Here is a 19,803-nt window from a genome sequence, read left to right as displayed (position 1 = left end):
AGAAAATTGGGGGAGCGATCGACTACAAGAAAGAGAGCGGGAGAGATATCAATTACCTGTTGCCGTTACTGGTGCGATCGAAGGATATCTCAACGGTGCGATCGAAAACAGGAAACGTCGGAGAGACAATTGGCTCTCTGCCTCGAAATTGACTGACTCGATATTCTCCCTCGACGAGTTCATAAACCGATAACGTCGGTTCTTTGGACGTGCCAATAACATTTCGTCCGCCCAACGCCGCATAATCGACAATCCAATATTCACGAATTCCTAATTCCTCGTAATCTGCCCGTTTTTTAAAATAATCGTCTCGCCAGTTCGTACTGACGACTTCCACAACGAGCTTGACGGACTGAGCGTTTTCGATAATCGATTCGTTCTTCCAGCGAGATTCGCGATCGAGCGCCTCGCGATCGAGGACAATAATATCGGGTTCGTAACCCGACTGTCCGTGACTCGATCGCACGATCGATTCTCTCGGAATCGTCCAAATCCCTCGTTTTCCCATCTCGACGATCGCCAGAATCAATTCCTCCATCAGAAATCCGGTGACGTTGGAATGGGTTCCCGTCGGCTTGGGCATTTCAATCACAATTCCGTCGTGAAGTTCGTAGCGATCGCCCGCGTTCGGATACCACGCGATAAACTCATCGAACGTGACGGATTGAGTAAGAGCGCGAACCATAAACTTGTCTCTCGCGGCGACAATCTCATTTTAGCTGAGACTCAAAAACCCAGTATCTCCGAGATACCGGGTTTCTCAAACCGTCGCGTACCGCTTGACGTTTTAATTTTCCACCGAGTCCACTGACCTACTTACGCCTTTGAGGAATAGGCTACAGACAACAATGCCAACGATCGCCAAAAATGCCATTAGATAAAACACGTAGTTGTAGGTGCCAAACAAATCGCGGATGCGACCCGTCGCTAACGTACCAATCAAAGCGCCCACACCATAAGCGGTAAAGATAATGCCGTAGTTTTGGGCATAATCGTCAGGATTAAAGAAGTGTAATGTCATGGTCGGAGCCATAGCGAGCCATCCCCCAAGGCAGAACCAAAACAGGCTAAACGCGAAGAGATAGTTAGCGAGCTGCCCCGTTTTAGCATCGCTCGCCACAATACAAGCAATCAAGATCAGCACATAGGAAAAGATGGCGACCTGTTGAGGTTTGAAGCGATCGGTCAACCATCCAAACAACGGGCGACTGACTCCATTAAACACGGCAAATAACGAGACACTCCGAGCAGCCGTAGTTGGATTAATTTCGATAATTTCCTGCCCGACTGGACTCGAAATTCCAATCGCGCTCAAACCGACAAACGTGGCGATCGCATAACAAAACCATAATCCATAAAACGATTGACTCTTAAATAGATTGGTAGGATAAGTGATGGGCAAAATCTGTTGAGATTTTTCAAAATTTCGCTGAGGCTGCCAATCTTTTGGCGGTAACTTCATTGTCAAGGCAATGACGAAAATAATTGCTATAAAAGCAATCCCGAGAATTCGCAAAGTGGGGCGAACGGTGTAGGAGCTGATGAGTCGATTGGCAAGGGGCGCAGTAATAAAAGGCGAAAGGCCAAAGCCCAGAACCGTCAACCCTACCGCTAATCCTTTTTTCTCAGGAAACCAGCGCGAGGCAACCATCAGAGGGACACCATACACAATACCGATCCCGACACCAGAAACCACGCCATAGGTTAGAATTAAGCCTCCAACCTGATTGGTAAGGCTTGAAAGGATATAGCCTAAGCCAACGACAATCCCACCAATTGCTGTTGTCACGCGGGTTCCAACTCGAGGAATGTAAAAGCCTGCAATTGGCATGGTTGCTGCATAGAAAACTAGAGCAACGGTAAATGGCAAAATGCTTTGAGTCGCAGTAATGCCCAGCTCGTTTTCTAACGGGATTCTAAAAATGCTCCAGGAATAGACCGTTCCCAAGCACAGTAAGATAGTCATTCCCAAAGGAATCAACAACCATCGACCTTGTTCTGCAGGTCGTCCCAAAACTTTTATCGTAGATACATTAGGAGGTGTTCTGCCCATAACTTTTTGAAAAAATTGAGACTGCACGAGTGTGGAGAGAGCTGCACAACGCTCTAGCACACTTATAAGCTACTCGGTTTTCACGCTTCAGACTGTATAGAGAGAGCTATAGTAAAATATTCAGAGTAGTTACGTCAAGCAAAAGAACGCGAGAAGTTGAGGCAGGCTCTTAATGAAGTTCTCTCAAAGCAGTTCAAATAGACGACTCCTGAGAAGATTTGCTTTATGTCTGTCCGAACGCGCTGCGTACGTGGAAAGCTAACGATAATCCACCAATTCAAAAATGAAACCCCTCAGTGTTGCATTTCATTGTGAATTGGTGGTTGTTATGAAAAGAAATATGTCTTTTCTGGTATTGCAAACTGTACGAGGCTCGATCTCCAACGGTCGAATTTATTGGCAAATCTGGAGAATCGCTCCAGTGCAACGCTTCGTTATCTCTAAGTTTATGACTTAATTGCAAAAACAATAGAGCGATCGCCGCACTCTGGATCTCGAAAAACAAAATGAATGGATACAAATCCTAGCGCTTCCAGTATTTGCCGATATTCATTCTCACTCAAGCTTGAATGATAAACTATTTCCCCATCCACAGCCCCAAGAACCTCACCTTCTCTATCGCCTATAGTGAGTAGCAAAACGCCGCCCGGTTGAATGTACTTTGCAATATCGACAAGGACTTTACGCTGCTCATCCTGGGACAAGTGAAAGAAGGCATCCCAGCTAAGAATTGCATTAAACTTCTTATTCAGCTCGAGATTGCGTATATCCATTTGTAGCCATTGGGAATCAGGGAATCTTTCTTGGCATATATCAATCATCGATCGAGCGGCATCTACACCTACCAATGAAAATCCTTTTGAGATTATGTATTCCGATATTGGAATTCCTGCGCCACATCCAAGGTCGAGGACATCTGAGCCTGGCTTCAAATGCATTATGACTCTATCGATCCAAAACTTCTCTAAGAAGATCTTGGATCGCTGACAATCCCATGCTTTAGCTCTTGATTCGTAAACTTGAATATTCGTGCTGTGGTATTTTTTTAGATCTTTCATAGGTGGCAATGAATTGTAAGGTTATCTTGAGTCTTAATCTTTTACACTGAAAAAAATTCGATCGACATCATTACAGTACAGCACTACTCCCCTCGTCCTGAGACACTTCGCGGTAGTGTTAGCCTCCCACAAGACCTTGCACCGTACCCATTCCTCAACTGAAGTTCCCGTGCGATCGCATCCTCCTAAAGTGTATCCGGGTCAATGCCCAACTCCCGAAGCTTTGCTAACGCTTGTTCGAGCTGAGCCTGAGTCCGATCGCGATCGCGCCGTGCCTCATCGCGTTCCAATAAACTCGCTTCCGGTTCCGCAAACTGCTCACCATTGGGATGGAAGATCCTCAATCCATCCTCAAGCCGTTCAAATCGAATCTGCAACAATGGCGATGTCCAAGGTAAATATAAAGCCGTAATCAGCGTAAAAATATCGTCTGATCGTTCCCGCACAAACCCCCAAAAATCAGAGCGTTGCAGATCGTAATAGTATGCCTCCAAAACCCCGTAGTCTTCATAAAACTTCTGCTTTTCGGCCATCTCCCGGCGAGTATTACTTGGTGAGAGAATTTCAAAGACGACTTGCGGGGCAATATTATCTTCCTGCCATTGCTTATAGCTGCCTCGATATCCCGCCGGACGACCCAAGGCAACCATGACATCCGGGGCTTGGCGAGGTGCTGGGAGTTCTTCAACTTCCACGGGATACCAGAGTAAATCTCCAGCGACAAATGCAACTTTGTCTTTTAATAAATACTTGAGATTTGTAACCAAGCGGACAATCCATTCATACTGTTCTGTATTGTCAGCCATCGGTTTCCCATCAAAATCAGGGTAGAGCGTTTCCAGGTCGCGGGAGACTTCAACCATGAGTCACTCAGTTTTAGGTCAGTGCTAATCTAAATTGTAATCAGATTGCGATCGAGCCGGTCACAATGGTACAAATTCCAACACAACTCGAATCCTCAACCCTATCGCTTGAGTTCCCCAGAAATCTAAAGCTGTACGTCACTCCCGAGCAGTTTGCCGCTCTCGCCGCCAGTAACCGAGACCTACAACTCGAACGAACTGCACAAGGAGAACTTATCGTGAATCCGCCGACGGGTTGGGAAACTGGAAAACGTAACTTTAGCATTATCGGACAGTTATATCGCTGGTATGACGACAATGGCGCTATTGGGGAAGCCTTTGAGTGTTCGACGGGATTCACGTTACCCAATGGTGCCATTCGCTCTCCCGATGCGGGTTGGATTAGTCAAGAACGTTGGGATGCCCTGACGGACGAGCAGAAAGGAACGTTTGCCAATATTTGCCCGGATTTCGTCGTGGAACTCCGTTCGCACTCGGATACACTGAAGTCACTGCAAGCAAAAATGCAAGAGTATGTGGAGAATGGGGCTAAGCTGGGTTGGTTAATCGATCCTCAAACCCGAACGGTGGAAGTTTATCGAGTGGGTTTAGAGGTAGAAGTCTTGTCAAATCCGGCTGAGTTATCCGGTGAGGATGTTTTACCGGGTTTTGTCTTGAATTTGTCTCGGGTGTGGGGAGAATAGAGAGAACAAATAATCTGTCAACTGACATCTGAATCGACACTAAAAAAAGCCCGTGACGAGACTTGAACTCGTGACCTCACCCTTACCAAGGGTGTGCTCTACCGCTGAGCTACACGGGCGCTGAAGATGGGCCGGGCTGGATTCGAACCAGCGTAGGCGTAGCCAGCGGATTTACAGTCCGCCCCCATTAACCACTCGGGCACCGACCCTCAGCTCTTCAATTTTTGTGACGACCGCTTGCGTGTCACAGATTTATATCTTAGCACAGTCATTTGAAATGGCAACCCCCTTTTCGGAAAAAAAGCTAAATTTCTTCAGAAACGGCGATCGCCCCCCAACCCAAGCCTCCGATCTTCGTAATTAGGGTGTAAACGTCTCGTCTGGTTCCTGAGTGGGCTGAGGGCGACGAGTCCCCTTCTTCGGTCGTTTGGAGCCTTTCAAACCGATCCACGCCACGTTAAAGTAACAGGCAGCTAACAGCAGACTCGTAAAGCCCAACCGGGCGATAGACTTCCAAACTCCCAGTTTCGAGGCTTCCTTGGACTCCTTGCTCCGCCGTTGAACCCGTTCGACTAGGCTCGTGCGGATGGCCTGAATTTGTCGGTCTAAAGCCTCCGGGTTCTCGCGAAACTCCTCTAACTGGGCTAATTCCTCTTCCGATAGCGGTTCGTCCCCCACTAACTCCCGAACCATCGTTTCCGCATCGGGCGACTCCTCTAACAGTCTCAAATACAGTTGCTTTTGCTGCTGAAGCTGCACGTCGATTTGTTCGAGACTGGCGGTGGCTTTCTCGTCGATGGTTTCCATGGCTTGACGACTCGCCGCGACTGTCGCTAAAGCGTGAACCGGAATGGCGATCGCGAAAATTGCCGCCAGAACGGCCGACAAACGAAACGCTAAGGTTTTCGTCGATTTGACCCATTTATCAGTTTCCTTAACTCGTCCCACCAGCGTCTCGAAGCCGATCCCAGCAAAAATCAAACCGATTCCGATTAACGGCACGATACCCTGTTCGACGATTTGCGATGTGAAGTTCAGCCACCAGGTCACCTCACCCAGATTTAAGGGAAACAGTAACAACAGGTAGTTAAGTAGCGATATAACGATCGCCGTCGTACCGGCCAGTTTTAACGCCCGAGCTGCTTGAGCTAGTGTTTTTTTACGCTCTTGTACCTTCATCAGAGACATCCATGTATTGACTTATGGCAACTTGAGTTAAATTATCGATCGCGCCGTTCCTCTCTCCTCAAACTCCCAAAAGATGGGAAATAACTGACTAGAGAAGAACCTCAATCGAGTCCGCCCCGACTTTAGGATAGTTCCATCGTCGCCCGAACTATCCGCCAACGTCAATTTATCGTCTTTACAAAACCTGCATAAATTCACTTTCTGGCTTCACGATCTCTTTACACAAAATTGAATTGACGCTTTAGTTTGCCTCGGATACCATTAAATTAGTTATTGTATTTTTTGCTTTATTCATAGCAAGAACTCTTCAGGTTGTCAGCACTCCGGACTTCCGAAAAAACACGCAAAAATGTGCTATCAGCCCAACAAAACATAAGTACAAACACACAAACTCGAACCATGTCGATCGCGAAAAAGCAACTCGCTGCCCTAACCTCAACCGCGCTGTTATTCCTCGGTGGCGTTGCCGCTACCCCCGCGAAGGCGCTACCCATTTTCGGAACTGAGAGCGACCACGACCTCCAAATGATTGTCGATGGGGAAGTTAGCCTCGACACCATGCAAACGAACTTCCTGACGAACCTGTCGTATCGATTAGCCCCCGAGGTTAGCGATTTCAATCAGAAAAAGACCACGCTCCTACAAGATCCGAGCCGGATGGATAATCTATACGCCGGAACGTCTGTCGATCCGAACAGTCCGCCAACGGGTGGTATGGTCTTTTCCAAAGACGGCTGTAGTGTCGAAGCCAACTGTGGCTTAAAAGCGATCGGATTGGGAAACACGCTCAAATGTGCGTCCTCGGGAACCGATCCCGAAGCCTGGGCAAAATGCTTGCGCGATAAAGATTACGACGCTTATATGGCGGCGACGGCTTGCACTTGGGGGAACTGCCCCGGATTTACTGCCCTTCCCGGTGAAGGGGTTTACGCGTGTTCGGAAACTGAAGGGTTAGGTGTTTTCGCAATGCCGGGAAATCTCAGCGACAGCATCGCCGTAAATTAGGATCTCTCAATCCAAAGACCGACCGAGTGTTAAAGCTCTTACTCTCCGAATCGCCCTCCTGCAAAGGAGGGTATTTTTTTGGCGAATCGCCATCGCCGGTTCGAGAACTGGCTGCAAATGCCACACTAGAAACGTCGCGCAACCGAAGATCGAACTATGACTTCGACCCTCAACCGTCAAATTCAAACCTTCTACGACAGCTCGACCGAACTCTGGGAACAGGTTTGGGGCGAACACCTACACCACGGCTACTACGGCGATCGCGCCGATCGCGATCGCCAACAAGCCCAAATCGACCTTCTCGAACGACTCCTACAGTGGGTCGAAGCTTGTGGGAACGCAACCCCCCTCTCCCCCAACACCCAAGTTCTCGATGTTGGATGTGGCGTCGGCGGCAGTAGTCTGTACCTATCGCGCAAATACGGCACGAAAGCCACGGGAATCACCCTCAGCCCCGTCCAAGTCCAACGGGCTACCGAACGCGCCGCAGAAGCCGGACGAAGCAGCTCTTTGGGCTTTCTCGTCGCCGACGCCCTCAACGTTCCCTTCACCGACAACAGCTTCGATTGGGTGTGGTCTCTCGAAAGCGGCGAACATATGCCCGACAAAACCCAATTTATCGAAGAGTGTTATCGCCTCCTCAAACCGGGCGGTACTTTCGTCCTCGCGACTTGGTGTCATCGCCCGATCTCGGAACCCGACGGACGACTCACCGCCTCAGAAATCCAGCATTTATCTGAAATTTACCAAATTTACCACTTGCCTTACGTGATTTCTCTGCCTGAATATGCCGAAATCGCCGATCGCGTGGGATTTCAAAACCTGCAAACCGAGGATTGGTCTCGAGCTGTCGCCCCGTTTTGGAACGACGTTCTCAATTCTGCATTCGATCCGGCGGTCGTTTTAGGTATCCTGCGATCGGGATGGGAAACCTTGCGCGGGGCGTTAGCGATCGGCTTGATGCGCGACGGCTACCAACGGGGGCTAATTCGCTACGGCGTCCTCTGTGCGACAAAACCCGTCGCTTAGAAAGAGATGAGGAGAAAACTGTCAACTACTTACTGCTAATTGTTCGCTGTTCGCTGTTCGCTGTTCGCTGTTCACTGTTCGCTGTTCACTGTTAAAGATATGTTTGCCCTATACAAACTCATCGTTCGCGGAAGTGTCGTAACTGCCCTACTCCTACTGACAGTCGGATGTGGGTCGAACGGTGAAAACGCCCCAGACGAGGGAGTTTCACCTTCGAGAGACGCGGTAGAATCCCCTGACGACACTGCGGGAGATACGGTCGAAGAAGTTGCTGAAGAAGCTGCTGTCACGACGGGAGAAACCGCCTCAGAAGCGATCGCCGATTCCGCTCCTCCCGACATCGATTCGGGAACGGTTTACGCCCTCAACACCCCCATCGAATACCGCGATACTCTAGGGATCGACGGTGTCGTGTCCATTACCGGAATGCGAGAGTTTACCGGAGAGGGAATGTTCGAGCAACCCGCCGATGGGACGACGTGGTTAGCGGTAATGGTCGAAATTGAAAACAACGGCGATCGCGACTACATCGTCACCTTTCAGGAAATGCAGTTAGTCGATGCAGAGGGAAATTACTACAGACAGGATTTACAGGCGGCGTCCGTCTTGGATACCGATTTAGAACCCGTGGCTGTCGGCGATCGCAAAGCTGGAGAAATCGCCTTTGAAGTGCCAGAAACCGCCGAAATCGAGAAGTTAGTTTACGATCCCAGTAACGGAGCCTGCGACGAAGAGGGTTCGATTCTGGCAGAGTCCTATCCTTGCGAGAGTTTACCCATTGTCGTGGAACTGAAATAGCTCCCGTGTTTAACGAGGTTTCGATCGCCCTTGAAACCCATATTCGCGACAGTTGCATGAATTCTACACCGATCGCCCAATGGCAAAAAACTCGATCGCTCCTTTATGCGTTTTGGAAGTTTAGTCGTCCCCATACCATCGTCGGTACGACGTTGAGCGTTTGGGGACTGTTCGCTCTTGCAGTTGGCGTCGGCGAATTCACCGCAGCTAGTTTACTTCCTCCGCTGGTGGCGTGGTTGGCGTGTTTGTGCGGAAACGTCTACATCGTCGGTTTGAACCAACTCGAAGACATCGAGATCGATCGCGTCAACAAACCCCATCTTCCCCTGGCGTCGGGGGAATTTTCCTCGCTTCAAGGAAGATGGATTGTCGGCGTCACGGGAATCGCCGCGATCGCGATCGCTGCAACTCAGGGGATTTGGCTGTTCGCCACCGTCGCCGTCAGTCTCGCCTTGGGAACGGCGTACTCGCTTCCGCCGCTGCGGTTGAAACGGTTTCCGTTTTGGGCGTCGTTTTGTATTTTTACCGTGCGCGGTGTCGTGGTGAATTTGGGGCTTTTTCTCCACTTCAACGATGGATTTCCTGTTTCCCCGGAAGTTTGGGCGTTGACGCTGTTCGTATTGGGTTTTACTTTTGCGATCGCCATTTTTAAAGATATTCCCGATTTTGAAGGCGACAAACGCTACAACATTTCGACGCTGACGATTCGCCTGGGGGCGTCTGCGGTATCTCGCCTCGCTCTCGTCGTAATTTCGTTGTGCGATGTGGCGATGGCGGTGGGTGGGTTGTTGTGGCTTCCCAACGCTAACGGAACGCTCGTCGTGACGATGCATTTGGCGGTGTTAGTGTTGTTGTGGTGGCGTCGTCGGGATTTGGATTTAGAGGATCGAGGTGCGATCGCTCAGTTTTACCAATTTATCTGGAAACTCTTTTTCCTCGAATACATCATGTTTCCCATTGCTTGTCTTTTGTAAGGTCGATCTTCTCAAAATTACCAAATTTAGAGTCCCCGTAGGGTGCGTGACTTGAAAAATCGGGTGTCGAACGTGAGACCCATAAATCGTAACGCACCGACAATGTATAGCTAGGACATTTTTAAGTCTAGAAGTCATACACAGTTAGAGCTAACTGTCCTAACTCAATTGGCGAGCGCTATACACCGCCAACAGACAAGGGTGTATGACGCAAAAAATATGGGTGAAGTCAGACCAACTTTGTATAGCAGCCGCCAAATAAACCAGGACATTTTTTCAAGACTGAAAACTCACACACAACCAGATCTGACTGTCCTAACCCAATTGGCAAGCGCTATATGACCGCGTCACGCACTGCCCCGGTGACTCATCATCCCCTCATCTCGATCGTACCCCCATCTCACATAATATGAGTGATGCACTCATACCGTACTCAAAGGAGTTGTTATGGACATTAAAACTGCACTGCTGGCGATAACCCCGGTTTTCGTGATTTTGTGCTTGTTTTTCGGAACGCGGAACGGATTTTACGATACCGATAACTACCACGGAAACGGATCGGCTCACTAAATCTCTTAGTTTTAACGGATTTAGCTTGAAATAACGGCGATCGCACTCAGTTCGGACAACAACAGACAAACGACGCTGTTTCCGAACTTGCGATCGCACCCCGTTTTCAAGACCGATCGTTCGCACCCGCTCGCGCGGGTGTCTTGTTATGTATCCCTGACATCAAATTGACAGCTCAAGTGGTTAACTGTAATAATAAACACAGACAGAAAACCAATCGTTCATCCTCTTCGCACCAAACGGCTCGAGTTGTAAAGAGCCAACGGACAAGAGGACGGAAGTAGGGAGAGATCCTGAAGGAACGCGCCTCTATCGAACCCGATACACAGCAACGACACATAATGGAGGCGAAAACCATGAAACTCTGCTATCGCGGTATCCCCTACGATTACACTCCCCCCGAAGTGGAAACGGCATCGAGCGATCTCGTTGGAACCTACCGGGGAATTGACGTGCGATTCCGCAATCCCAAGAAACCCTTGGTCTTGCAACCGACCCTCGACCTCAAATATCGCGGCGTCGCCTATCACACCAACGGCGAAACTGCTGAAACCGAACAACAACCGGCGGTACGACCGGAAACCGTTCCGGCTCCCCTAGCGGCCGACGTTGCACCAGAACCCGAAGTGACGGTATCTCTGCAACAACGGATGCGCGAACTCATGCTCAAAGGCGAAGTGGCCACGCGCCAACGCCAGCAAACCATGTTGAATCGCTTGGCCTCTGAAGTCGGCGTAACCGTCGACGTGGATGAATACTGGCGTCAGTTCCATCGCTTCGTCGATGCGGGCGATCGCGCCACCTACGGCCCCAGTGCAGTCGCCGTCAGCTAAGCCAACGGATTTCGTAACGACAACTCCTAGTCAGATCTAGGTCTAGCACCATAAAGCCCGAACGGTAAACTCACCGCTCGGGCTTTTTTCGCTTAAGCTGGGTTCAAAACGTCTCACCACAGAGACACATCCCCCCTTAGCCCCCCTTGGGAAGGGGGGTTGGGGGGATGCAGGGGTCGGAGAAACCCCTGTTTTCGGCCCGGATTCCGTATGAAATCTCTGTATTCCTAACGGAAATTTTCTGGATTGAGGCGGGGATTTTTCGGAGAAGACGATGCGGGAGAATTATTGACATTAGACTCCGTTAACTGCGCCCCAGTTCCGCCATCGGCGGGATCGAGGAACGGTCGTAAGTTTACCCAAGCCGAACTTTGAGGCGCTCGATCGCCTGAAAGTCCGCCCGGTAAATCGATACCCAACAACTCTTCAATTTCGCGAATTTCCCGACCTTCTCCCGTCAGCGCCATCACCGCATCGGTAGAGGTTCCCGCATCGGCCAAAACGATATTTTCAAACACCAAATCCCGAGTTTGTCGGGGATTTTGACCGGGAGGAACTGTCAACACGATACGACAGGCGGAATTGGCTTGTGTGGTCACGCACACGATATCGTAACCGTTTTCGACCGCCGTTCCCAACTCCAACAACCCATCGGGACGGTACGACTCCAAGCGGCGGCTAATTTCCTCACAGCGACGCTGCGGCGTCCACCCGCCCCCGAGTTGCGTCGGCGACGCCCAGGCGTACCCCTGACCCGGTTGACTTTCGGGATAGTACATCACCGTGTACTGGTTGTTAATACCTTCGCAGGTAAAGCGAGGCGAACTGGATTCAGAAGAGTCTGGTGTGGGTTCGGACTCCGACGGTTCTGAGGAGGGGGGAAGTTCGGGAATTTGCGCGATCGCCGTTCCCATCGTTCCTAAAAGAACCGCCACTGCGAGTGTAAGAGACGTTTTCGGACCGATCGATCGAAAAATAGATTTAAACATAGCCCATCGAGTCGTAACAGCATGGCGGACGACCCCGACGCAACGAGAGGGTTCGCGAGACCGCTCGTTACGTCCAGACGCATTTCTCCGCAAAAAGTTGCCAAAACCCCCGCGCGATCGCCTCAAACTGTACCGTGCTTGACAAAACTTCATCTTTCCCTGCTACCATCGGAAAGTTAATAATCCGCCATCATCTATAAATAAAGAGCATATGACTGCGATCGCTTCAGAGCCGAAGCCTGTCACGACGGTTCCCAAGGAATTTCTAGGACCCCCCGAAGCGTTAATCAATCCCACAGTCCTGTTAATGCTGGGCGCCACGGGGTTAGTCGTGTTGTCAGTCCTCGGCTACTGGATTTGGAACTTTCCGGGCTTTATCTGTTTTCTGATGAACGTTACCGCCTTACACATGGCGGGAACTGTGATTCACGACGCCTCCCACAACGTCGCCCACAAGAATAAAGTGGCCAACGCCGTTCTCGGTCACAGCAGCGCCCTCATGCTCGGCTTCGCGTTTCCAGTCTTTACGCGAGTCCACATGCAACACCACGCCAACGTCAACGATCCGGAAAACGATCCGGATCATTTTGTATCGACCGGCGGGCCGTTATGGATGATTGCGGCGCGGTTTTTCTATCACGAAATCTTTTTCTTCAAACGTCGGCTCTGGCGGAAATACGAACTCCTCGAATGGTTTCTCAGTCGGACTTTCCTGTTTACCGTAGTTGGATTGGGGATTTACTACGGTTTTGTCGGCTACATTTTAAATTATTGGTTTTCGGCGGCGCTGGTGGTGGGATTGGCGCTGGGTTTGTTTTTCGACTATCTCCCCCACCGTCCCTTCAAAGAACGCGATCGCTGGAAAAACGCCCGAGTCTATCCCAGTCGCATCCTCAACGTGCTGATTTTGGGGCAGAACTACCACCTCATTCACCATCTCTGGCCGTCAATTCCCTGGTACGGCTATCAAGGGGCTTACTACGCCACGAAGTCGCTCCTCGACGAAAAAGGTGCCGATCAGTCTCTGGGAATTTTTCAGGGCGGTAAAAACTTCTTCAGCTTCGTCTACGACGTATTTTTGGGGATTCGCTTCCACCATCACAAGGCGAAAGTCAAATAGGGGAAACGGGCGATCGCACTTTCGACGTGATGGTGAGAATTGTTACAATGTATTAAGCGATCTCACATCGGTAGCAGATTTTTTATGGATGCTAGAACCGTAACACCGCCCAAACGCGCGATCGAAGGCGATCGCTCCCCAAACAATAGGGTCGAGCCACCTCTCGAAGAAGAATTTCTCGTACCGCTCGAAGGAAACGACGATTTCGACGACGATAACAAAGCCCTACGCTACGACCCCGAGATGGTTTCGGCCCGCTATCGCAAGCGGCCGTTCCGCGTCTGGGGTCGGTTCTTAGAAATCGTCTGGCCGTTTCTGCTGTTCTTCCTAAATCTGTGGTGGGATCGCCGAACGGGTAACGTTGCCAAACACGAAGCCCGCCGAGCTATCCGATTGCGGGAAATTCTCACCGATTTGGGGCCGGCGTACATCAAAATCGGACAAGCTCTGTCCACGCGCCCCGACTTAGTCCCGCCGCTCTATCTCGACGAGCTAGGTAAGTTACAAGACCAACTTCCGCCGTTTCCCAACAAAGTCGCCTATCGCTTCATCGAAGAAGAACTCGGCGCACCCCCTGACAAAATTTACGCCGAACTCTCCGAACGTCCCGTAGCAGCGGCGTCGCTGGGACAGGTGTACAAAGGGAAACTCAAAAGCGGCGAAACCGTGGCGGTGAAAGTTCAGCGTCCCGACTTGCTCGAACGCGTCGCCCTCGATATCTATCTACTGCGAACCCTGGCGCAAATCGCGCAGAAGAGCATCAAGCGTCTTCGCAGCGACCTCGTCGCCATCATGGACGAGTTCGCCAGTCGCATTTTCGAGGAAATGGACTATAGCCACGAAGCTCGCAACGCCGAACGCTTCGCGTCGCTGTACGGTCACATTAAAGGCATTTACGTTCCCTGCATTTACGAAGAATACACCCGCCGTCGCGTGTTGACGATGGAGTGGATTACGGGAACGAAACTCACCAACCTCGAAGCGATTCGCGAACAAAATATCGACGCCCGACACATCATCGAAGTGGGCGTACAATGCTCGCTGCGACAGCTTCTCGAACACGGCTTTTTCCACGCCGACCCCCACCCCGGAAACCTGCTGGCTATGCCGGACGGACGCTTGGCCTATCTCGATTTCGGGATGATGAGCGAAGTGAAAAAGTACCAGCGTTACGGCCTCATCGAAGCGGTGGTTCACTTGGTCAACCGAGATTTTGAAGGGTTGGCGCAGGATTACGTCAAACTGGAGTTTTTAACGCCAGATACGGATTTGAGACCCATCGTTCCAGCATTGTCGTCGGTGTTTAACAACGCCTTGGGTGCTAGTGTGGCGGAGTTAAACTTTAAGAGCATTACCGACCAGTTATCGGCGTTGATGTACGAGTATCCGTTTCGGGTTCCGGCCTATTACGCGCTGATTATTCGATCGCTCGTCACCCTCGAAGGGATTGCGATTAACGTCGATCCGAATTTTAAGGTGTTGAGTAAGGCGTATCCTTACGTGGCGAAACGGCTGCTGACCGATTCGTCGCCGGAGTTGCGATCGTCGCTGCGAGAGTTGCTGTTTAAGGAAGGACAGTTCCGCTGGAACCGTTTGGAAAACCTGCTGAAAAACGCCAAAGACAGCGATGATTACGACTTGGCTAATGCGTTGAACCAGGCGTTAGACTTTCTGTTTTCCGAACGGGGCGAGTTTATTCGCGATCGCCTCGTGGACGAAGTGGTGAAAAACGTCGATTTGCTGTCCCAAGATGCGGTACAGAACACGAACGCGGCGTTACGGGAATGGTTGAATTTGTCTCGCAACGGTAGCCGTCCCACGCGATCGGTGAAGATGAGCCAGAGCGAGAGCGAAGACCTCGAACGGGTCAAACGGATTTGGGAAATCCTGCAAGATACCCCCGGTTTCGATCCTATGCAATTGGTGCGCTTGGTTCCCGGCTTGCTAGCTAAACCGGAAACGCAACAGATGGGACAGGAAATCGTAGGAAATTTGGCTCAGCGGGCGGCTGCACGCTTGATTCGCAGCGTCTTCCTGGCAGACGAGCCGAAACGCAATGCTCCCGTTCGTTATTCCAACAAACGAGCGTTACCTCCGGCGCGATCGGCTTAATGGTTTAAGGCCGTCCTGATTTTCCCGATCTGAGTCGGTGTGACCTCGAACTTAACAAAATTAAGCATTGAGAATCCTGGTATTTTAAAAATGCCAGGGTTCTTTTTTTTATAATTCAATTAGCAATTCTTTTTTTTAAATTGAAATATTTAACAATACTCTTCGTCAGCCTGTAGCTCGACTTGTGTGTAAAATTTTATCGTTTTCTAAAAAGTTTGAAAATCACGTGGCCGCGATTTGCGACTTCGGACATTACTATAGCAGTCCTAAATGAGTCGTCAACAATTAAAACACTAGAAAAAAATCCGATTCACCGTTCCCTGTTCCCGATTCACGGTTCCCAATTTTGTTACACAACTAATTTAGGGTTGCTATATATTGCTTCAATCCGCGCTCGTCATCATTACTGTGCATAACTACCTCGAACGGGAGTAGGTTAGGTACGCTGTTGTCGCCCCCACCTACCCCGTGTCAGAATTTTCTTAATACAAGGCCATCGTCAACTGTCGGCGATATTCTTGGGTTAAGGGGTGGTCGTTTCCGAGTAGGTTGAAAATGGCGATCGCTGCTTTGCGAGCGCCGTCGTTTTGGTAGCCGCGATCGCGTCCGACGAGGTCGATAAAGGTTTCGAGGGCTTCTTTGTAGTTACCAGAGACCGTCAGACAGCAAGCACGGGAGAATTCGCGATCGAGTTCGCTCTCTCCAACGGGGCGATCGCACTGACGTTTAAAAGTAATTAACGCACGAACCGCTTCGACTTGGGGGGCGTATTGGCGATCGCTGGCGGGAACCTCAGCCAGTCGCGCCTCGGCTTTCTCGAATTCACCGATCGCGACGTAAAACTTCGCCGCATCGAGAAACAGTTGCGGGCGATCGGGGTAAGCCTCGCACAACGCCAGAAGTTGAGATTCCGCCGCCTCGGAATCGCCCGAATCCATCGCCTGCTTGACTGCATCCATGCGATCGTCGAGATCGGAGCGAATCTGACATTTCGCTAACAGATTTCGCAGTTCGGGTTCGGGAAGAACGCCGACAAAGCCATCGATAACTTCACCGTCTCGGAAAATTTTGACGTCGGGAATTCCTTGTACGCCGTAAGCTTGGGGAATGTAGGGGTTTTCGTCCGTGTTGACTTTCGCAACAACACAATCATACTCCTGCGCCACCTGTTTTAAAATGGGCGCGAGCATTTGACACGGACCGCACCAAGTCGCGTAAAAATCCACGATAACTGGCGTTTGGCGCGATTTTTCGAGAACTTCTTCTTCAAAGTTGTGGTCGTAGACTTCTAGGGAATATCCCATATCGATTCAATACCTCACAAAAACGCGAGATCGGTCTGTCGGTTCGGTTGGTCGGTTGGTTGGCTCGGTTAAAGCAACCCGCACGACTCGGTCTTCTCTTCAGTATTATGCCGTTTTGCGGGCGTTGCAGAAGTCTCGATGCCGTCTCCCCCCATCAAACATAAAAAAGAGGCAGGCGATCGCCTACCTCTTCTTTTTAGACTCCCCAGGCCGGATTCGAACCAGCGACCAATCGGTTAACAGCCGACCGCTCTACCGCTGAGCTACTGAGGAATGCCTTTGCTTGACGCAGGATCTATATTAACCAAACTCGTTTGGATTTGGCAAGGGGGTTTGGGAAAATTTTTTGAGAAATTTTGAAATTTAGGGAACGACTTGTTCGACAAAAACAGCTAAACCCCCGTATCGGTGGGGGTTTCAGAATCCTCGTCTCAGTTGTGACAGTCGTTGTTGCGCCACGGGATCGAGGCGACTCGAGAGAAACCGGCGGCTCGATCGCGTTGTCGAAGTCCGCTGTCGTTGTCTGACACGCTGGGTTGTCGCTCTCACCTCGCGATCGAGCTGTTCGGCAGACATCCACTCAGCACCGTAGCCCACCACCGTTAACTGTTGAGCGCGATCGGAAGTGGCGACGATGGTTCGATGTCCGAGGGGGTGAACTTGGCGCTGGCGTACCGCGCAGTTTTTTTCGATGAAGGTATCGGCGGTTTGGTCGAAATCCGTATAGTGAATGCAGAGATTACCAGAGACGGTTTCGCGATGCCCTCGAGAGTTGCGATATTGAGAATCGAAGACAATGCAAGTTTCAAAGCCTTTATAGGCGCTGTAGTTGACTAACACCTCGACTAAGGTGCGACGAGCGGGTTCTAACCCGTCTCGATTTCGGATTTGGCGTAACTGCGCCCAGATACCGATGATGTTATAGCCGTCTACAAATAAGGTGACGAAAGGGGAGGTGGGTGACATGGATTCAAACTCTACAATTGCTCGATTGCCACAGTGGGATACTTTGTTATAGTCGTCCCGCTCGACTATTGTAAAGTTTTATCGCACCGCTCCCGTGTCATCGAAAATCGTCATCCTGGCGGTCAAGCGTTGACAAAACGGTGTTTGAGCCGTTGGGGATCGCCGCGATCGACGACTTTTCCCCCTTCGAGTAAAATTGCACCGTCACAGTAATCGAGTTCGTCGAGGCGGTGCGTGACCCACAACGCCGTCATCTGACGCTGTTCGACCAGTTGTTTGACTCGCTCGACCAAATCGAGTTGACTGTCGGGATCGAGAAGTGCCGTCGGCTCGTCGAGCAGGAGAATATCGCAATGACGGGCGATCGCACCAGCGATCGCCACCCGCTGTTTTTGCCCGCCGCTGAGGGCGTAAATCGGCCGTTGCTGCAACCCATCTAAATTCACCACCGACAACGCCTCGGCGACCCGCTGGCGCACTCGATCGACCCGAAGCCGCTCTTCAACGAGTCCGAACGCGACGTCTGCCCCCACCGTTGGCATGACCAGTTGGTGATCGGGATTTTGAAACACGAATCCGACCCGTCCGCGTACGCGAACCTCTCCCGACTGCACCGGGAGTAAACCCGCCAAAATTCGCAACAGGGTCGATTTGCCGCTTCCGTTGGTTCCCAGGAGCATCCAAAACTCCCCAGACGGCACCTCTAAGGAACAGTCCTTCAAGACAGAGGTGCCGTCAGCCCATTGAAACGACAAATCCCGCACGACAACGGCGGGATCGGTCTGGGATCGATCGCGGGCCATTACGCTTCGCTGGCGATGAAGAATCCCGGTTGGCGTCCGTCAGAGGCCGCACCTTTTTGAGACATCTGTACGGCAATTAACTCGCTGGTGACGATACAGATGGTTTTGGCTTTGTCCGATTTGTCTTCGCTGATGAACTCCATCACCTTGGGTTCGCCGGAGTTCATCGCCTCCCGAAACTGCTGGTACAGTTCGCGAGCGTCCTCTTCGCTTTTGCGCTGGACGGACAGGGGAACGGGCGTGTATTTCAGAATCAGATCGATCGTGTACATGAAATGAAGAAACGTAGCCTAGTAGCTCGACCTTCTCAGTTTGACATACTCCCCAGCCTGAAGGCGTGGGGATTCTCCAGACCTCACGGTTCTAGATTTCTGGTTCGGCGACAACCCTTACTACCCATTGTTGCCAATAAGTACCAGAGGGGTTTATCTCCCCAGACGTTTTCCCCATTACAGAGGAGGTTTCGGTATGCCCTACCGTACCTGATAATCTACCGTACCTGATAATCTACTGAAAAATTGACTCTCTGTACTTGAGGACACGGGTGGCGAAACGAGTTTGCCACTGTGAGATGTCCGTGTTGCTTAGAGCTTTTACCTGTTCGAGCTTTCCCGAACAGAACCCGCTAACTCTAGTTTTCAAGGTTCGGATGCCTCGATTAGAGGCTCGGTTTTTAGACTGGTTAAATACCGTTCCAGTTCTCTGACATCATAGCCAAGTCGCCCTGCAAGGCTTGCCCTGCTCGCACTGCTTGCACTGCTTGCACTGCTTGCACTGCTTGCACTGAGCTTGTCGAAGTGAGCTTGTCGAAGTGAGCTTGTCGAAGTGAGCTTGTCGAAGTGAGCTTGTCGAAGTGAGCTTGTCGAAGTGAGCCAAGTCGAAGGCTTGCCCTGCTCGCACTGCTTGCACTGAGCTTGTCGAAGTGAGCTTGTCGAAGTGAGCCAAGTCGAAGGGGGCGAGGCTTTAGACCCAAATTTTTGGTAACTGGAACGATGCCCCCCGATCGCTCCCAAGACTCCGTCAAATTGGCGATCGCCCATCAGAGCTTACTTTGAGGCGATCGCTGCCATGAAAGTGTGGATCTTCTCAAAAAAATGAGTAGAATAGTAAAGAAACGTAAACACATAGATTGGCAACCCGCTTAATTTCTAGCGAGCGGCTGCCAAAGGGTAACGTTAAAAAACCCGATTTACCCGATCTGAAGCTATTATTCGGAGATTCACACGATGACTATTGCAGTCAATCGCGTGCCAGAGCGAGGATGGTTCGACGTCCTCGACGACTGGCTCAAGCGCGATCGATTCGTTTTCGTCGGCTGGTCCGGCATCCTGCTGTTCCCCACCGCCTACCTGGCAATCGGGGCATGGCTGACCGGCACCACCTTCGTAACCTCCTGGTACACCCACGGCTTAGCCTCGTCCTACATCGAAGGCTGCAACTTCCTGACCGTGGCCG

General features: G+C 50.9%; 19 protein-coding genes, 3 tRNA genes, 2 pseudogenes and 1 riboswitch. Of the genes and pseudogenes, 11 read left to right on the top strand and 13 right to left on the bottom strand.

From position 1 onward, the window contains the following. Positions 1–52 precede the first annotated feature (52 nt). From GEI7105_RS0105965 to GEI7105_RS0105950, 4 genes are all read right to left on the bottom strand, one after another. The gene (locus GEI7105_RS0105965; RefSeq protein ID WP_017659563.1) at positions 53–685 is read right to left on the bottom strand and encodes a Uma2 family endonuclease; all 633 of its coding nucleotides are present in this window, start codon (positions 683–685) and stop codon (positions 53–55) included. Between the two features lie 102 nt (positions 686–787). Beyond that, positions 788–2,053: an L-lactate MFS transporter gene (locus GEI7105_RS0105960; RefSeq protein ID WP_026097465.1), complete on the bottom strand. Its 1,266-nt coding sequence runs from the start codon at positions 2,051–2,053 to the stop codon at positions 788–790. 446 nt (positions 2,054–2,499) lie between these two features. Next, positions 2,500–3,111 (bottom strand): class I SAM-dependent methyltransferase, encoded by a 612-nt coding sequence (locus GEI7105_RS0105955; protein ID WP_017659561.1) that lies wholly within the window; start codon positions 3,109–3,111, stop codon positions 2,500–2,502. 185 nt (positions 3,112–3,296) lie between these two features. Further along, positions 3,297–3,974, bottom strand: coding sequence for a Uma2 family endonuclease (locus GEI7105_RS0105950; RefSeq protein ID WP_017659560.1), 678 nt, complete (start codon positions 3,972–3,974; stop codon positions 3,297–3,299). 65 nt (positions 3,975–4,039) lie between these two features. Between GEI7105_RS0105950 and GEI7105_RS0105945 the strand changes: the two genes are divergently transcribed. Then, positions 4,040–4,657, top strand: a complete 618-nt coding sequence (locus tag GEI7105_RS0105945) for a Uma2 family endonuclease (RefSeq protein ID WP_017659559.1) — start codon at positions 4,040–4,042, stop codon at positions 4,655–4,657. Between the two features lie 47 nt (positions 4,658–4,704). Here the strand turns inward: GEI7105_RS0105945 and GEI7105_RS0105940 are convergent. The 3 genes from GEI7105_RS0105940 to GEI7105_RS0105930 form a co-directional block, all read right to left on the bottom strand. Beyond that, positions 4,705–4,776 (bottom strand) — tRNA-Thr (locus tag GEI7105_RS0105940). Between the two features lie 8 nt (positions 4,777–4,784). Beyond that, positions 4,785–4,866 (bottom strand) — tRNA-Tyr (locus tag GEI7105_RS0105935). A 151-nt stretch (positions 4,867–5,017) separates the two neighbouring features. Then, positions 5,018–5,836 carry an HpsJ family protein gene (locus GEI7105_RS0105930; protein WP_144053688.1) on the bottom strand — a complete coding sequence of 273 codons (819 nt, stop codon included), beginning with the start codon at positions 5,834–5,836 and terminating at the stop codon, positions 5,018–5,020. A 408-nt stretch (positions 5,837–6,244) separates the two neighbouring features. On the opposite strand from GEI7105_RS0105930, the gene GEI7105_RS29265 reads away from it, so the two are divergent. The 6 genes from GEI7105_RS29265 to GEI7105_RS0105895 all read left to right on the top strand — a co-directional run bounded on the left by GEI7105_RS29265 (position 6,245) and on the right by GEI7105_RS0105895 (position 11,054). Beyond that, complete coding sequence (locus tag GEI7105_RS29265; protein ID WP_017659557.1) at positions 6,245–6,850, top strand: hypothetical protein; 606 nt, start codon at positions 6,245–6,247, stop codon at positions 6,848–6,850. Positions 6,851–7,006: 156 nt separating this feature from the next. After that, positions 7,007–7,879 carry a methyltransferase domain-containing protein gene (locus GEI7105_RS0105920; protein WP_017659556.1) on the top strand — a complete coding sequence of 291 codons (873 nt, stop codon included), beginning with the start codon at positions 7,007–7,009 and terminating at the stop codon, positions 7,877–7,879. Positions 7,880–7,978: 99 nt separating this feature from the next. Next, positions 7,979–8,677, top strand: coding sequence for a DUF4352 domain-containing protein (locus tag GEI7105_RS0105915; RefSeq protein ID WP_144053687.1), 699 nt, complete (start codon positions 7,979–7,981; stop codon positions 8,675–8,677). Positions 8,678–8,733: 56 nt separating this feature from the next. After that, positions 8,734–9,651, top strand: a complete 918-nt coding sequence (locus GEI7105_RS0105910; protein ID WP_017659554.1) for a homogentisate phytyltransferase — start codon at positions 8,734–8,736, stop codon at positions 9,649–9,651. A gap of 447 nt (positions 9,652–10,098) precedes the next feature. Continuing rightward, positions 10,099–10,221, top strand: coding sequence for a DUF8629 family protein (locus GEI7105_RS40365; RefSeq protein ID WP_017659553.1), 123 nt, complete (start codon positions 10,099–10,101; stop codon positions 10,219–10,221). Positions 10,222–10,437: 216 nt separating this feature from the next. Further along, positions 10,438–10,529: riboswitch (Glutamine riboswitch) on the top strand. Positions 10,530–10,577: 48 nt separating this feature from the next. Then, positions 10,578–11,054 carry a DUF4278 domain-containing protein gene (locus GEI7105_RS0105895; RefSeq protein WP_026097464.1) on the top strand — a complete coding sequence of 159 codons (477 nt, stop codon included), beginning with the start codon at positions 10,578–10,580 and terminating at the stop codon, positions 11,052–11,054. Positions 11,055–11,281: 227 nt separating this feature from the next. On the opposite strand, the gene GEI7105_RS0105890 is transcribed toward GEI7105_RS0105895, so the two are convergent. Continuing rightward, entirely contained in the window at positions 11,282–12,043 is a 762-nt protein-coding gene (locus GEI7105_RS0105890) for a COP23 domain-containing protein (RefSeq protein ID WP_017659550.1), read from the bottom strand. Between the two features lie 211 nt (positions 12,044–12,254). Here GEI7105_RS0105890 and crtR point away from each other — a divergent pair, with 211 nt between their 5' ends. The 3 genes and pseudogenes from crtR to GEI7105_RS36815 form a co-directional block, all read left to right on the top strand. Then, positions 12,255–13,163 carry a beta-carotene hydroxylase gene (crtR, locus tag GEI7105_RS0105885; RefSeq protein WP_017659549.1) on the top strand — a complete coding sequence of 303 codons (909 nt, stop codon included), beginning with the start codon at positions 12,255–12,257 and terminating at the stop codon, positions 13,161–13,163. A gap of 84 nt (positions 13,164–13,247) precedes the next feature. Then, positions 13,248–15,275, top strand: coding sequence for an ABC1 kinase family protein (locus GEI7105_RS0105880; RefSeq protein WP_017659548.1), 2,028 nt, complete (start codon positions 13,248–13,250; stop codon positions 15,273–15,275). A 139-nt stretch (positions 15,276–15,414) separates the two neighbouring features. Next, positions 15,415–15,549 (top strand): annotated as a pseudogene (locus GEI7105_RS36815) (IS1 family transposase); the annotation flags it as partial. A gap of 208 nt (positions 15,550–15,757) precedes the next feature. Here the strand turns inward: GEI7105_RS36815 and trxA are convergent. From trxA to GEI7105_RS0105855, 5 genes are all read right to left on the bottom strand, one after another. Then, a complete protein-coding gene (gene trxA, locus GEI7105_RS0105875) occupies positions 15,758–16,579 on the bottom strand; it encodes a thioredoxin (protein ID WP_017659547.1) in 822 nt (273 codons plus the stop codon). A gap of 201 nt (positions 16,580–16,780) precedes the next feature. After that, positions 16,781–16,852: transfer RNA gene (locus GEI7105_RS0105870), tRNA-Asn, on the bottom strand. A 144-nt stretch (positions 16,853–16,996) separates the two neighbouring features. Then, complete coding sequence (locus GEI7105_RS0105865) at positions 16,997–17,545, bottom strand: YacP-like NYN domain-containing protein (protein ID WP_017659546.1); 549 nt, start codon at positions 17,543–17,545, stop codon at positions 16,997–16,999. A 122-nt stretch (positions 17,546–17,667) separates the two neighbouring features. Further along, positions 17,668–18,348 (bottom strand): energy-coupling factor ABC transporter ATP-binding protein, encoded by a 681-nt coding sequence (locus tag GEI7105_RS0105860; protein ID WP_017659545.1) that lies wholly within the window; start codon positions 18,346–18,348, stop codon positions 17,668–17,670. Next, a complete protein-coding gene (locus tag GEI7105_RS0105855; RefSeq protein ID WP_017659544.1) occupies positions 18,348–18,620 on the bottom strand; it encodes a UPF0367 protein family in 273 nt (90 codons plus the stop codon). The genes GEI7105_RS0105860 and GEI7105_RS0105855 overlap by 1 nt, the downstream gene beginning before the upstream one ends. A 954-nt stretch (positions 18,621–19,574) precedes the next feature. Here GEI7105_RS0105855 and GEI7105_RS29255 point away from each other — a divergent pair. After that, positions 19,575–19,803: pseudogene (locus tag GEI7105_RS29255) on the top strand (photosystem II D2 protein (photosystem q(a) protein)); the annotation flags it as partial.

Origin of the sequence: Baaleninema simplex PCC 7105 (assembly GCF_000332355.1) — a bacterium.
GTDB lineage: Bacteria > Cyanobacteriota > Cyanobacteriia > Cyanobacteriales > Geitlerinemataceae > Baaleninema > Baaleninema simplex.
The sequence above is the reverse complement of the archived record's forward strand: the minus strand, read 5'-3'. Positions and strand labels throughout refer to the sequence as shown.

What these genes read in the sequence shown, in the direction of transcription:
- GEI7105_RS0105965 (WP_017659563.1), bottom strand. Translation starts at nt 685, where the DNA reads ATGGTTCGCGCTCTTACTCAATCCGTCACGTTCGATGAGTTTATCGCG.
- GEI7105_RS0105960 (WP_026097465.1), bottom strand. Translation starts at nt 2,053, where the DNA reads ATGGGCAGAACACCTCCTAATGTATCTACGATAAAAGTTTTGGGACGA.
- GEI7105_RS0105955 (WP_017659561.1), bottom strand. Translation starts at nt 3,111, where the DNA reads ATGAAAGATCTAAAAAAATACCACAGCACGAATATTCAAGTTTACGAA.
- GEI7105_RS0105950 (WP_017659560.1), bottom strand. Translation starts at nt 3,974, where the DNA reads ATGGTTGAAGTCTCCCGCGACCTGGAAACGCTCTACCCTGATTTTGAT.
- GEI7105_RS0105945 (WP_017659559.1), top strand. Translation starts at nt 4,040, where the DNA reads ATGGTACAAATTCCAACACAACTCGAATCCTCAACCCTATCGCTTGAG.
- GEI7105_RS0105930 (WP_144053688.1), bottom strand. Translation starts at nt 5,836, where the DNA reads ATGAAGGTACAAGAGCGTAAAAAAACACTAGCTCAAGCAGCTCGGGCG.
- GEI7105_RS29265 (WP_017659557.1), top strand. Translation starts at nt 6,245, where the DNA reads ATGTCGATCGCGAAAAAGCAACTCGCTGCCCTAACCTCAACCGCGCTG.
- GEI7105_RS0105920 (WP_017659556.1), top strand. Translation starts at nt 7,007, where the DNA reads ATGACTTCGACCCTCAACCGTCAAATTCAAACCTTCTACGACAGCTCG.
- GEI7105_RS0105915 (WP_144053687.1), top strand. Translation starts at nt 7,979, where the DNA reads ATGTTTGCCCTATACAAACTCATCGTTCGCGGAAGTGTCGTAACTGCC.
- GEI7105_RS0105910 (WP_017659554.1), top strand. Translation starts at nt 8,734, where the DNA reads ATGAATTCTACACCGATCGCCCAATGGCAAAAAACTCGATCGCTCCTT.
- GEI7105_RS40365 (WP_017659553.1), top strand. Translation starts at nt 10,099, where the DNA reads ATGGACATTAAAACTGCACTGCTGGCGATAACCCCGGTTTTCGTGATT.
- GEI7105_RS0105895 (WP_026097464.1), top strand. Translation starts at nt 10,578, where the DNA reads ATGAAACTCTGCTATCGCGGTATCCCCTACGATTACACTCCCCCCGAA.
- GEI7105_RS0105890 (WP_017659550.1), bottom strand. Translation starts at nt 12,043, where the DNA reads ATGTTTAAATCTATTTTTCGATCGATCGGTCCGAAAACGTCTCTTACA.
- crtR (WP_017659549.1), top strand. Translation starts at nt 12,255, where the DNA reads ATGACTGCGATCGCTTCAGAGCCGAAGCCTGTCACGACGGTTCCCAAG.
- GEI7105_RS0105880 (WP_017659548.1), top strand. Translation starts at nt 13,248, where the DNA reads ATGGATGCTAGAACCGTAACACCGCCCAAACGCGCGATCGAAGGCGAT.
- trxA (WP_017659547.1), bottom strand. Translation starts at nt 16,579, where the DNA reads ATGGGATATTCCCTAGAAGTCTACGACCACAACTTTGAAGAAGAAGTT.
- GEI7105_RS0105865 (WP_017659546.1), bottom strand. Translation starts at nt 17,545, where the DNA reads ATGTCACCCACCTCCCCTTTCGTCACCTTATTTGTAGACGGCTATAAC.
- GEI7105_RS0105860 (WP_017659545.1), bottom strand. Translation starts at nt 18,348, where the DNA reads ATGGCCCGCGATCGATCCCAGACCGATCCCGCCGTTGTCGTGCGGGAT.
- GEI7105_RS0105855 (WP_017659544.1), bottom strand. Translation starts at nt 18,620, where the DNA reads ATGTACACGATCGATCTGATTCTGAAATACACGCCCGTTCCCCTGTCC.